General features: G+C 57.6%; 6 protein-coding genes and 3 pseudogenes. 3 read left to right on the forward strand and 6 right to left on the reverse strand.

Going from position 1 to position 13,465, the window contains the following annotated elements:
- Positions 1-32 precede the first annotated feature (32 nt).
- From NKI32_RS26300 to NKI32_RS26310, 3 genes and pseudogenes are all read right to left on the reverse strand, one after another.
- A complete protein-coding gene (locus NKI32_RS26300; protein ID WP_353004294.1) occupies positions 33-1,553 on the reverse strand; it encodes an ABC transporter substrate-binding protein in 1,521 nt (506 codons plus the stop codon).
- A 49-nt stretch (positions 1,554-1,602) separates the two neighbouring features.
- The gene (locus tag NKI32_RS26305; protein ID WP_353004296.1) at positions 1,603-2,625 is read right to left on the reverse strand and encodes a dipeptidase; all 1,023 of its coding nucleotides are present in this window, start codon (positions 2,623-2,625) and stop codon (positions 1,603-1,605) included.
- 661 nt (positions 2,626-3,286) lie between these two features.
- Positions 3,287-3,734, reverse strand: a pseudogene (locus NKI32_RS26310) (hypothetical protein); the annotation flags it as partial.
- Between the two features lie 208 nt (positions 3,735-3,942).
- On the opposite strand from NKI32_RS26310, the pseudogene NKI32_RS26315 reads away from it, so the two are divergent.
- Positions 3,943-4,849, forward strand: a pseudogene (locus NKI32_RS26315) (IS630 family transposase); the annotation flags it as partial.
- 79 nt (positions 4,850-4,928) lie between these two features.
- Here NKI32_RS26315 and NKI32_RS26320 read toward each other — a convergent pair.
- The 3 genes from NKI32_RS26320 to NKI32_RS26330 all read right to left on the reverse strand — a co-directional run bounded on the left by NKI32_RS26320 (position 4,929) and on the right by NKI32_RS26330 (position 10,122).
- Positions 4,929-6,269, reverse strand: a complete 1,341-nt coding sequence (locus NKI32_RS26320; RefSeq protein WP_353004423.1) for an ISNCY-like element ISMesp5 family transposase — start codon at positions 6,267-6,269, stop codon at positions 4,929-4,931.
- Positions 6,270-6,463: 194 nt separating this feature from the next.
- Positions 6,464-7,405: a PhzF family phenazine biosynthesis protein gene (locus NKI32_RS26325; protein WP_353004297.1), complete on the reverse strand. Its 942-nt coding sequence runs from the start codon at positions 7,403-7,405 to the stop codon at positions 6,464-6,466.
- Complete coding sequence (locus NKI32_RS26330; RefSeq protein WP_353004299.1) at positions 7,402-10,122, reverse strand: AMP-binding protein; 2,721 nt, start codon at positions 10,120-10,122, stop codon at positions 7,402-7,404. The genes NKI32_RS26325 and NKI32_RS26330 overlap by 4 nt, the downstream gene beginning before the upstream one ends.
- Before the next feature lie 836 nt (positions 10,123-10,958).
- On the opposite strand from NKI32_RS26330, the pseudogene NKI32_RS31605 reads away from it, so the two are divergent.
- Both NKI32_RS31605 and NKI32_RS26335 read left to right on the forward strand, forming a co-directional pair.
- A pseudogene (locus NKI32_RS31605) lies at positions 10,959-11,632 on the forward strand (transposase); the annotation flags it as partial.
- Positions 11,633-11,832: 200 nt separating this feature from the next.
- Positions 11,833-13,167 (forward strand): ATP-grasp domain-containing protein, encoded by a 1,335-nt coding sequence (locus NKI32_RS26335; protein ID WP_353004301.1) that lies wholly within the window; start codon positions 11,833-11,835, stop codon positions 13,165-13,167.
- The last annotated feature ends 298 nt before the right edge of the window (positions 13,168-13,465 follow it).

The raw sequence follows: 13,465 nt of genomic DNA on the forward strand, positions 1-13,465 counted from the left end.
CCAGCCGCACGTGGCGACTGGACGGCAGGAGATCACTTCCATTTCGCGTCGTAGAACGGAATGAACTCGTCTGGATTGATGTGCAGCTCGAGGTCTTTCGACATCGCAGTGTTCATGCTCCACACCCACAGTGGAACCCAATAGGCCCGATCGGCGATCAGCTTCAGAGCCTTTGAATAAAGCGCTTTGCGGCGATCCCTATCCATGATCTTGGAGGCTTCCACGACAGGCGCGACGATCTCAGGGTCGTTCACCACGTCGTCGCCTGTGCCTGCAAAGAAGTCACCAACGCTCAGCGCGACATCCCCCACGCCATAAGAACCCCATTCACTATAATACATGTCCTGCTTATGGGCGCGCCACTGTTCTACGCCCGCGGCATATTGGAGATTGTTGAGGTTCAGGTTGATCCCGACCGCGGCGAGGTTGGCCTTCACGGCTTCTGCCACCGAGACGCCTTCGGGCGAGATGACCATGCTCAGGTTGATGCCCTTTTCCAATCCGGCTTCCTTGAGCAGCTGCTTTGCTTTTTCCGGATTGTACTCATAGGTGGTAACGTTGGTCTCGCAGCCGAACTGTACCGGATTGCAGGCCGAGTTGATGATCGGAGAAGTCTCTCCCTTGAATGCGTTGCGTATTTCTTTCCGGTTGATGGCGTAGTTGACGGCCTTGCGAACGCGTACATCAGCGAGCGGTGAGTTGGGGACGTGGGGATCGAGGCTGATTTCGTCGAAACGCATAACAGGCGAGCTTTCGACGTGTACGCCTGGTTGACCGGCAAGCCGCTGGATATCATCTTTGGGAACACGCCAGATCCAGTCGATGTTGCCATTCAGCAATTCGGCATACTGGGTGTTGCTTTCCGGCAGGACCCGGAAGTTAATCTTGCCGATCTCCGGTTGTTCCTTCTGGCCGCCCTTGTAGTAGTCTAGGAATCGCTCAAGCTTGACTCCGACACCAGGCGTCAGTTCAACAAGTTTATAGGGACCAGTTCCGATGGGCTTGACAGCCATGCCAGCCGCACCGACTTTTTCGTAGTAGGCCTTGGAGTAAATAGGGACGTTGCCGGCGAGCATCTCCAGCGCCAACGGATAAGGAGCCTTCATGGTGAGTCGGACAGTATCATTGTCGAGCTTTTCAGCCTTATCGATCCAATTCACAGCGATGGCGTATTTAGCGCCGAAGTCAGGGCGGGAGACTAGGTTTAGGGTGAAAACCACATCGTCGGCGGTGAACGGAGACCCGTCGTGAAATTTGACGCTCTTGCGGATTTTGAAGTCGATCTGGGTGTCGGAGTTGAACTTGTACGACTCGGCCAGTTCGGGCACGAACTTTCCGGACTTAAAATCCTTGGACACGAGGCCGTCGTAGAGGATGCGACCGACAGAGAGAGATTCTCGGCTGGTCCCGGTATAGTAGTCAAGCGTCTCGATCTCGTTGGTAAAGGCAACATTGAGCGTGTCGTCCGCCTTGCCCGCGAAAGCCGGGTGGCCGACTATCATGAGGGCAAGAAGCCCGACGACAGCTTTGTATTTCCTGACTTTGTTTTTCATTGCAGTTCCCCTGTTCTCGATAAGAATGAGTCCCGATGCACCGTTTCGTTCATGTTTCTTTTGCTTCATCCCCCCAGATGGTTTCGTAGATCCGCAGCAGGTTATCGCCATAGATCTTGCGAATGTCGTCAGCCGTAAAGCCGCGCCTCAGCAGAGCTTCGGTCAGGGCCAACATGGTCTTTGGCGTTTCGATGCCTGCGGGATAGAAATGCGGGGGCTCGGGATAGGCGTCAGCGCTCCAGATATTTTCGGCAAGGAACCCACGATAATCCTTTATTGAAGCGGCATCGTCCATGTACGGAGACTGCCCGCTGTAGTAATCGATCCCTAGAGTGATGCACTGCGTACCAACAAGGTCGCACATGTAAACGATATGATCGATAAACTGGTCGATCGTCGGACGCTTGTCGCCCGAGACGAAACCGGGGAAGCCCACCACTCCAATAGTGCCGCCGCTCTCAGCGATCGCCTTGATCATCTCGTCCGAAATGTTGCGGGGCGACGGATAAACTGATTTGGCGTTTGCGTGCGAGATGATGACGGGCGCAGAAGAATGCTCGATGGCGTCCATCGTCGTCTGAATACCGGTATGCGAGCAATCGACGATCATGCGCACTTGGTTCATCCGGTCGACTACTTGCAATCCAAAGCGACTCAGGCCTGCATCGGTGCGTTCTTCGCAGCCATCGCCGATGCAGTTCTTCACGTTATACGCGAGTTGCATGATGCCAACGCCAAGCGCTTTGAAAGCGTCGATCAGGTCGAGACTGTCCTCGATCGGTGCCGGCCCTTGGAAGTGCATGATGATGCCCGTCTTCCCAAGTGCCTTGGCCTTCCGAATATCGGCAGCGGCACGGACCAACATGAGATCATCCCGCTCCCTCAGCAGCTTATGCCACGATCCGATCGTCCGCATCGTCGCGCCGGCGCCGTGCCAATACCCCACGGTTGGCGCAATCGCAGTCAGACCGCCAGCCTGGTAGTCCGCAATTCGTGCATGGTCATCCAGAAGCGGGCATACGGCATCAATGATGATTGCAGCCTCGTGCAGCTGTTTCTCCGTGCCATCCATCAAGTCCTCCCTAGTCCAGTCCTCATTGCGTCCGGTCCACTGGCAGACCTAATTTTCTTGTAGGAAAATTTTGTCATCTATGCAACAAAATTGTCGTACTGTCGACACAAGAGAATCTCGGCTCCTCACCGAGAGAGCGGAAGGAACTCCGGGAAACCCACCGCATTTGGGCACGGTAGCCGTCGGGCTGGGGGTCCCTGTGCGGGACTCTCGGGCGGCAATTGACCGGGCACGTGCAGTGACGGTAGGTTGAATTCTGGCGGCACCTGCGCAGCACCAAGTTGGCGAAGGTTCGGCTAACATGCTCGTCGTCTCTGCCGGTGCAACGAACAGCATTGCGACGCGTCCTTAGTGGGATTCATCGGTTCGACCGCAGTCGACAACATGAAAGCGACGTGCAACTAACAATCACCGACCGCTTGTTCCGGTCTAACGACAAGCCGGCAGCCCGGATCTGACCGCGCCATCGCCCGGCGCTCGACCGCTCGAGAAGCCGTCAGCCGCTTGCCTTAGCGTTGGGCCGATAGTGGCGAAAGACCTCAGGCTGACCAGCCACGAACAAGACGGAGATGGTCAAGCGAGTTCGCTGTACCGATGGCATTGTTCCACATGTAACGTGCCATGCTCGACAGATCGTCCTGGCCAAGCAACGTCCGGACTGCGCCGGGGCCACAATGCTGTCCAGCCGCACGACCGCACCGTTTTTCAGTTTTAGTTGGGGTTCGACGGCAGCGCTTGGTTGATCTCTTCCCAGGTCTCTGGCCGAATTGCGCTGATCGTCTTTTGCAGCACCGACTTCTGCGGGCTCCAGGGACCGCGGCAGGCGGGCAAAGGCGCGAAATGAGGCTAGTCTTCGAGGTTGGAATGCGGTGTTGCTCGAGAAACGCACAGCGCAGCACCGCTTTGCCCCCGGGGTCTTGACGCCGCACCGAACCAAGTCTCACGCCAAGCCAAGCAGATCATAGTGCTCATCTAGCCACTAGACCGCCTTCAACTCATGGCCGATCTCGTGCGTGGCGAAAAAGATCGAATATGCTGGCTTGGACGGTGCGTTCTCGGCGCCTTGTCGGCTCCGGCGGTGCCGGATTGTGCTTTGGACTCGGCGCCATGAGGCCAAAGTGTACCTGAAGCCGCCGGACCTTGCCTGCGCAAAAACCTAGGGGTCCCCGAACAATCTCAAAGTGATGGGCGGAAACTAGTGGTTCTCGCTGACATAAGAGTCCGGCTTGGGATTCCTTTCGCGGGTTTGCATGCGAGTCTGGCGCATGCGCATAAGAATATCGCTCACCGTTTCGTTGATTGATCGCCAGCGCCTGCATTCCACCACCGGGGCCTGAAGTCGCCGAGCGCGTGGTGGCGCTGACGTTGCAGGACCCGCCGGGCGAGACGACGCACTGGATCGCAGACATGATGGCGCAAGCGGCTGGCATCAGCGCAAGCGCGGTTCGTCGCATCTGGAAGGCGCACGGGCTGCGGCCGCATCGCTGGCGGCAGTTCAAGCTCTCCATTGTCGACAAGCTGCGCGACGTCGTCGGCCTCTATGTCGATCCGCCTGCTCACGCCATCGTGCTGTCGGTCGACGAGAAGAGCAGATCCAGGCGCTTGACCGCACCCAGCCGGGCCTGCCGATGAAAAAAGGAAGCCTCGGCTGACCCACGACTACAAGCGCAATGGCACGACCACCCTGTTTGCCGCTCTCAACGTGCTCGACGGCACCATTATCGGCAGGAACGTGCAGTGGCATCGCCATCAGGAGTTCATCCGCTTCCTCAACGCCATCGAGGCGCATGTTCCGGCCAGCAATGCCGTCCACGTATCCTCAACAACTACGCCGCTCACAAGTATCCCAAGGTGCGGGCCTGGCTCGATCGCCGTCAGCGCTTCACTTTCCAGTTTACGCCGACATCGTGCTCGTGGCTCAAAGCGGTCGAGGGCTTCTTTGCCAAGCTGTCGAAGCGTCGCCTCAGGCGCGGCGTCTTCCACTCCTTCGTCGACCTCCAGGCCGCAATCAACCGCTTCCTCGAAGAGCACAACCAGCAACCAAAGCCCTTCAGTTGGACCGCCGACCCCGACAAGATCATTGCCGCCGTCAAACCGTGGGCACCAAATGTTAGATTCCATCCATAAACGCCCATTTTGGTCAGGATTTACAGAGGTTTGCCGCAGGACGAACGTCGTTTGCGGTACCGTGCCGACGCGAAGTCCAATGGATCACGCCAGATAGAACTCGCCGAACGGAAGTTAGTCGTGGCTATGTAGCCGGCGCCTGCCGGCGGGCTGCTGACCCGCGCAATGGCTCGCCGTCAGGTCGGTTTGAGACGTGTGAAGAGGACGAGATTGTAGGCCACGACCGAGGACCAGACGTAGCTCTTGAAGTGATCAAGGCCGCGCCAGGTGCAGCGCGCCAAGCCGTAAGCACGCTTGAGGCACGAGATGTCGGCCTCGATGCCGGCACGGAAGTTGCGCAGCTTGCGGTAGACCCAATTGCTTCTAACCATGTCCTCGATCCTGAGGCCGGCTTTCTTGTGGAATGCCATGTCGCGAATGCCCAAGGTCTTGGCTGTAGCCAGATTGTCGCGACTGGCAAAGCCGCCGTCGGCCGCCGCCTGCCGCGGCGCCCGGCCCCAGATGCCGATGTGGCGTTCCAGCATCGGCAGCAATCGATCGCTGTCGCGCGGATTGCCCGCCTCGATCACCAGATCGAGGATCATGCCGCTCCTGCCGGTGGTCAGGTTGAGTTTGTGACCGTATTCGGTGTCGCGGCTGCCTTTGACGATGATATCGGCATGGGGCTCGAACAGGCTGACCAGCTTGTCGCTGGCCGGCACCAAGTCCCCGGCCAGCACTCGTCGCTCACTCTGGGCGATGATTTGCTCGATCAGCGGCCGATGGTGACTAACCTGGGCCTGCCACAGTGCGATGAGCGGAGTGCTCGCCACGGCCAATCGTTCCGTGGCCTGCTTCAGATAGGCCAAGGTCGCGCAGGCGATCGCAATCAGTTCACGGTAGAGTTGGACGCGGTTGGGTCGGCCGCGTGTGAACTGGATCTTGCGGGCGCGCTTCTTGGCCGCGCGGCAATGATTTCGCCATTCCAAGCCGGCGCCACCGGCCAAGGCATCAGCCTGCTTCAACAGGCGCACCATGACCCGCACAGCGTCCCACAGCAGGCTGCTGTCGCTCGGTTCGTGCATGAGTGCCGAGGTCACAGTGCTGTCCAGCCGCACGACCGCACCGTCTTCCAGTTTTACCTGCCGGGCCTTCGACAGCAGCGCCCGATTGATCTCTTCCCAGGTGTCGGACCGGATCGCGCTGATCGTCTTTTGCAGCACCGACTTCTGCGGGCTCCACGACCATGGCAGGCGGGCAAAGGCGCGAAATGAGGCCGAGTCCTCGAGGTGGAATGCCAGTTCCTGATAGCTCAGTTGCCGGTATTGCTTGAGAAGCGCACAGCGCAACACCGCTTCAGCAGGTAGGCCTTGCCGTCCGGTGGCCCTGACGCTGCTCCGAACCAGGTCTCGCGCCACCAAGCCAAGCAGGTCGGGGTGCTCGTCCAGCCACTGCGACATCGCCTTCAGTTCGTGGCCGATCTCGTGCGCGGCAAAAAGATCGAATATGCTGGCTTGGACGGTGCGTTCTTGGCGCATTGTCGGCTCCGGCGGTTGCAGATTGTGCTTTGGAATCAGTGGCATGAGACCAAAGTGTACCTGAAACGGCCGGGCCTTGCCTGCGCAAAATGCCGATTCACGCAAGAATATCAATATGTTGGCGTTTATGGGCGGAAACTAGTCTAGCCGGAGCACACGGCGACTATTTCGGATAAGCCTCACGGCACCTGCTATTAGCGCCATTGCAAACTTCGTGGCCAACGTTTCCACGCAAACGGCAATCCGTGGTGATCATCCAGCGGGCCTTCGTTCCCTAGCTTGGCTTTTCCTGCGACGATCACACGACCATCGGATGATGAGAGTTGCAACACTCCTCCACTCTCAGATGCCTGCAGCGCACGCAGCTCCGTCCTCCCCAGGACCCTTGCCCAATAGGGATAGAGCTTGCAGTGCGCGGACACGCAGACCTGATCCTCATTGATAGCGATCCTCGGCGAAAAGAACCTTGACACGATATCAAACTCGGCGAGTGCTCCTTTTGGATCAACAAGAGCCGTGAGAACGAGACCGCGGCAATCGATCTCTGCTATGGTCCGAAAATTCGGCTCATAGTCAAGAACGAGACGTTCGTCGCCGACGACGACAACGAAATCATCATACGCCTTCCGAACTTCCTTGATCGGCAGGCCCATGCACCGTTCGATCGTTTCGTATTCCGTGGAATTTGCCGCAGCCGTGTCGATTGCCGGAAGCGCGACTTGCACAACGTCCCCCTCCAGCCAACCGTGGAGAAGGCCGCTTTGCGACTGATAGGACACTCGAAGGTGCCGGCCGTAGTGGGCGAAAAAATAAAGCCAGTATGTCGCCGCCAGCGTTCCATGCCCGCAGAGATCCAGTTCGGCGTTCTGCGTGAACCAGCGAATTTCGAAATGACCTGCAACTTCCAACGGGCGAAGAAGGACGGTGACAGGCTGGCGAAACCGTTGCGCCAGCCGGAGGCACTCGGCCGTTGCGGGATATTTCTCATAGAGCACGACTGCCGCCGGATTGCCGGCGAAGCGGTCGTCCGCAAACGCATGAACTACCGTCGGCAAATCGCAATCCGATCGAGTCGCATCAAACGTTTCCTGACTTGAGCTAGGTGGGCTGAAGAAACCTTGCTTTCCGGGGGTCATATCTCAACTCCCGGACTCGGGCTGAGATCATCAAGTGCCGTCGAAACTTGAAAGCCTGGGTCGGCCTGCTCTTCTTCGCTCGGATATGCGTGTTGCGCCTCGGCTCTGGCTCTCTCGTCCAAAAAGCCATATGGCTCGGCCCGCATGACGGGAACCAGCTTGGCCTCCATCTCTCTTGCGTCCACCAACATCGCGTGGGTCCCGCCTATTGGGAACTGCCGCAGCACATCTCTCATTTCGCGAACGTCGCGCTCAGTATCGTGTGCCAAAAAAGAATACTCGGGTCGACCCTTAACGTCGCGAGCATAAACCGATGTCGAGAGATCCACCGGACCTTCTCCGAAGTCAGCGACCCCCCATATGTCAATTGTCTTGCTGTAAGGTACGTCCGCTAACAGCTCGCACCTATGCACATGTGTAAAGCTTGATGTGCCCAAGCCGATAATCAAACCATCTGAGCGGCTGATCTCGCCAAATATCGAGTCGTCGCCAAACGGGCTGCCCTGCCACCAATCTGTCTGGCACAATCGTTCCGTTCCCGGGCCGATAACGACCATCGAATAGGCGGGATGTTTGGTGCGCCTCGAGGGAAGCTGTCTCAACACTAGATCGGCCAATACGCCTGTCTCGGACTTCGTCTCCGTCCAGTGAAAATGCCCGGTGGCGCAGTAGCTCAAGGTGAACGCTGGGAGAATAACTGTGGAGGAAGCGGAGACGCGCACTAATGCTTTCAGAAGAGTGGACGTTACCTCATCCGCACTTACGTTCCTCAGCGCCACCAGAGATGAGTGCAGGACAATGGTGCTGGGCGCTCGCGATTCGACGTATTCAACAATTTGCGCGAGCTCGTTTCCAAATCCGGAAGCTTGCCCGCACGCGGCAGTATCGCCCGCTTGAAATCCGGTGCGGTCGATCGGTCGAATTCGCCTAGCCCACTCCTCGAGCGACAGGCCTTGCGCTTGATAGACGTCCTCGCTGAACATGAGACCGCTTTGTGCCAGTATGAGCTGTATGTCGAGGAAGTGCAGGGAATCAATATCATGTTCTCGGGCTGCGCAGTTGGGCAAAGCCGGTCGTTCGGTGACAGCGCGCACCGCCTCCAGTAGATAATCCAAAGGTGACCCCGTCCCCTGTCCGGCCTGGGGGTGAGCTGCAGCAGGCCTAGTGTTCGCCCCAAGCGCTTCCTTGGCTGCTCTCTCGAGCGCGCGCTGATCGAGTTTTCCATTGACGGTAAAGGGAAGCTCGACGATAGGCACGACAAGTCGAGGAACACGATCCTTCGGCAGCGCACAAGACAGCCGCCGCTGAACTTCATCCACGTCGGCGGTCGCGGGCGTTACTAAGCAAACCAACTCCTGGTTCGCGTCGTCGTCTCCATTTACCACGACCACCGCTGAGTCTCTGCAAGCACCCGTCTTGTCGATCGCGCTAGTAATTTCCCCTTTTTCCAGTCGGGTTCCGCGAAATTTTATTTGCTCATCCTTTCTTCCGAGAAACCGCAGACCGTGTTCTGCCGATGCCATGACGTAGTCACCAGTGCTGTACAAAACTTGCTCACCATTGTCTGTTATGCATCGCGCGAAGCGCAGTTTCGATTGTGCTTCATCAGCGACATAGCGATGAGAGGTCTGCACGCCTCCCACCCAGAGCTCGCCCTCGGCCTCAAGGCCAACATTGGACCCGTTCTCATCGACAACAAAGAAATCGACGTTGCACGCTGGCATTCCGATGAACATCGGGCTGGCTTCATCTCCTCGATGGCAATAGTGGTAACTAACGGCAACACAGCACTCGGTAGGACCATAGCTATTTATTAGAATGGCATTGGGAAAGCACGAATAGAATCGCCGTCTTACAGAGTCTGGCAAGGACTCACCATTGCAAACCAGATATTTTAAATTGGTGAATTGCTCAGCTATATGAGGCAGGCGTTCAACGGTTCCAAGAAACCGTCGCAGCAGCGTCGGCACCATCTGAACGACGTTGGTGCGGCTATGGGCCAGAAACTCAATCGTCCGAATAATCTGTGTTTGAAGTTGAGTGGATGGCAAGACTATCGCACCGCCTGTCACGAATGGTACGAAGAATTCGGGAATGGAAACATCGAACGCTGGCCGCGTAAGCTGCGAAATGCTAGCTCGCTCCGAGAAATCGATCATGTCGACATACCAGTCGAGCAAATTCAGAAGGGCTGCCTGGGAAACCGGTACCCCTTTGGGGATTCCAGTGGTTCCGGAGGTATGCATGATATACACGATCTCCGAGAAGCCTGACCTGATGCCACCACTCCGCGAAAGGCGCTTGATGCGCATCGAACCATTCGAATCGTGATCGACTATGGCCCTGGGTTTCGTGTTGCGGCGGATATAGTCCAATCGCTGGCCGGTTTCCGCTGGATCAACAGGAACGAAGGTTGCTCCAAGCAATTGAGTAGCCAAAATGGTCGCGACCAGTTCTACAGATCGGGGAAGTTTGACAATGACTGCATCACCATGGCCGACGCCAGCAGCCTTCAGGCGCTCTGAAAGGCCGGACGCAGAGATCCCCAACTCGCGATAACTCACGTCGCCATTGTCGTTCGTGCGCACAGCAATGTTCGACGCAAACTTGTCCAAAGTCTTTGCGATGAGGTTGGCTAACGACTCGCGCCCAAAACGCAACGGCCGGCGCGGACCCGAGAGGGTCGGCGTTAGAGTCGGGATCGTCAGCATCTTCATTTGGGTTCTCTCCAAAAGGTCTCGAGTTCTTACGCACCAGCCCCGTGCAGCGGGCCGTGGTGAGCAGCCCGGTGGCCAAGCAGGGCCCTCATTTGCGAGTCCCATGCTCTCCTGAGTGGCGGCCGATCGATGTACCCGGGACACCGGTCAAACTTGCCGCCCCGACAGTGATCGCTGCCAAAGGTCGACAGCGGCAAGCCGATAGTCGCTTTACCCTGCTTCATCGAAAGGCTGGAGCATGCTAGTAAGCGGGCAGTTCCCACCAACGCTCATCGCCTCGCGCAATGTTTCGTCACTAGTCGGTTGCTGTATGAACTTCACAGTACAGCTGCATGAGCTGTGCCAATCCAAAAACAGTTTAGGTTCAACACCGTTCGCTCCCGAGGTCTCATTCAATTTGTCTGCGCGAACGCGGTTCTGTCCGCTTTCAGACAATGGATAAACGCACAAAGGGGAATGTTGCGGAACCTTCGACACCGCCAGGACGTCCATCCTTAAGGTCATTGCGCGTTGTCGACCGAGCGATCTGATCGCTCGGTCGCTCCTCGAGTCCCTTCGTTGTGCGCGGTGCACACCCTGACAAACGGCTGCCACCAGTAGCAGGAGCCGCGTCTTTGTCGGCGCGCGTCCCCACGCCGCGCACAAACTCGATTGCCGTTGACTTGCGGGCTCGCAGGACCAGCGAGGAGGGGAAGCCGAATGCGAGAGAAATGTTGTCTTCAGTTGATCAGCGCAAATTGGCACGACTCCTGATGCCCTTCATTGAATGCGGACGCTGCCGCCGACCGGCATTTGCATTGCTGTCAACCCCAAAAGGGATCAGGAGTTGCTGCGCCGAGATGATCGGCTTTGCCGCTGAACGGCAATGGAAATGGAGGTGGGCGCAGCCATCGGCCCCGCCATAGCGAGAAGAACCCGCTGCGCCCGGCCCAACCCAACGTCGCGACGCGACAAGGAGGCGCGCTCCGGCGCCGTCGAGCTGCGCATCCGAAGCTCAGGAAGGAAGTATTCCCCGGGTTTCCTCGCCCCGCCGCCGCGGTGACCGCCGTCATCCAGGAAGCTATATTCAAGCCCATCCGGCGATTGACGGCCAAGGGATGAGCGGCATCTCCAATGTCCTGGTATTGCGGCTGCGAGGAGATCGAGGGCAACGTGGGGCCTTTGCTCGAGCGGTCGATCGAGGGCGATTGGCCATACCTGTGGGTTGACGCCACTTGCCCGAAGGTCCGCCGCGGTGGGCCGATCGTCTCGGTCGCCGTCGTCATGCCGTCGGCGTCACGCGGACGGACGACGCGAGGTACTGGGGATAGAGATTGGCACGTCTCGTCTGAGGGCGAGCCAATTGGACGGAGTTCCTGCGCAAGCTGACCCGTTGCGGCCTTGCGACTCGGCATCTCCAATGCCCATGAAGGCAACAACGCGGCGCACCAAGGTTTTGTCGGCCACATGGCAGCGCTATCGCATCCACTTGGTGAGGAACGTACTTGCCCATGCCGGCGACAGCGGCCAACACTCTTAGCCTCCACCGCTTTCGCCGAGCATCCAGCGGACTGCATTAACAGCCATTTACAAATCATTCATACAACTTCACGACCGCAAATCGTCGACCCATGATAATCACGATGGGTCTGAGATTAGGCGCATCAACAATGCTGACTCCAATTTACGCTTCGGACTGAGACACGGCATGAAACTCGCGATCAAAAACCAATGACCAAAAGAGTACTTATCCTGGTTGAAGGTTCGAGGACTGGTCTGTTATACATCCAGGCAGCCCAGCGTCTTGGCCTTCATCCGATTACCCTATCGGCTGATCCAGCTCAGCATGACTACATTGCGAGGGAAGAGGGCGGGGCAATCCGTGTCGATACAGCCGACCTGGATGCCTTGACCGACGAATGTTCCCGGCTTCGTGCGACCTGTGGCATTGCTGGTATTACGTGCGCCAATGAGTCGGTCTATGCGACAGTTGGCAAGCTCTGCCGCTATTTCGATCTACCGGGGCCAGACCCTACGTCTATTGAACGATGTTGCAACAAATTCGTTCAACGTGAGTTCCTCAGGGAGGCCGGCGTTCCAGTGCCGTCCTATCGCTTGGCAACCAATGCGGGGGACATAACACGCGCTGCCGGGGAGATCGGCTTTCCGGTGGTTCTCAAGCCGGCCGCAGGAGTCGGCAGCAGTGGTGTCCGATTGTGCCGCGACATCGATGAGGTGGCCGAACATGCGACCTATTTGTTGGGTGGGAAGCACATATGGCGGTCGTCACCGAGGATACTGGTCGAAGAATTCGCACAAGGCTCCTACTATTGCGCCGACATAATGGGAAATGAGGTCATTGGGATTTCAGCAGGAGAGTTCGGCCCCCCGCCGTATTTCGTCTTTCGTGAATTTACTCTACCGGCCCCGCTGACAAACGATGAGCATGAGCGCATCATAGATGTTTCGCAAAACTGTTTGCGAGCTCTCGGCCTTGGCTGGGGACCAACCAACATTGAACTCCGGTGGACGAAGTGTGGGCCAGTCGTCATTGAAGTCAACCCGCGTATGCCCGGTACGCCCAATCCTCAAATAATCCAACTTGCTTATGGTATCGATCTAATCACCGAGCACATCAAGCTTGTCATCGGCGACGAATGGGATTTGCGCAGAAGGCATTCGCAGATTGCGGCTGCGCGAATCCTAGTTCCGGATCGCGATGGCACGCTCGATTGGATCGACGGGGACAGTCAGGCGACTGCTGTCCCGGGCGTCGCCGAGCTCGAATTCTATATTGGGCCCAAGACGCGGATCGTCAGGAAAGGCGATCACCGGGACTGGATCGGACATGTTATCGCCGCCTCACCCATCCGGGCTCGTACCAAGGCGGTACTTCAGCAGGCCGTCAATTTAATTAATTGGTCGATCACACCGTTTCCGACAGCCGGCGATCAGGAACAGTGTGCGGCCCCTCAACTCTCCGCACCAGCGCAGGAGGCACCAGACAAAGATGATCGTCGCGGAACATTGATCCAATCGAAAGCGCGAGAGAGAGACGCAATTTGAATGGGAGATCCCAATTTTTGTCTCTGGCTGCTCACCAACTAAACGCCATTGGTTGCAAGAAGAGCTGGAGAAAAAATCTTCCACCGAGGACGGCCCAAACAGGCGGCTCGCAGGCAGATCGTGAAGATCGGCTCCGCAGTCATTGCCGACGCAGGAGAGCGGCGGTACGAGGTCCTTAGCTTGAAGATTGTGGCCATGTCACGTTACTGTCGTTAGACACAGCTTAGTCTAGCCGGCCCTGAATACTGGATGTCTCTCGAGCGCTTGCGGCGGCCCTCGCCTGAGGCGACGGGCTCTG

The sequence above is a fragment of the Mesorhizobium sp. M0761 genome (assembly GCF_040320205.1).
Lineage (GTDB): Bacteria > Pseudomonadota > Alphaproteobacteria > Rhizobiales > Rhizobiaceae > Mesorhizobium.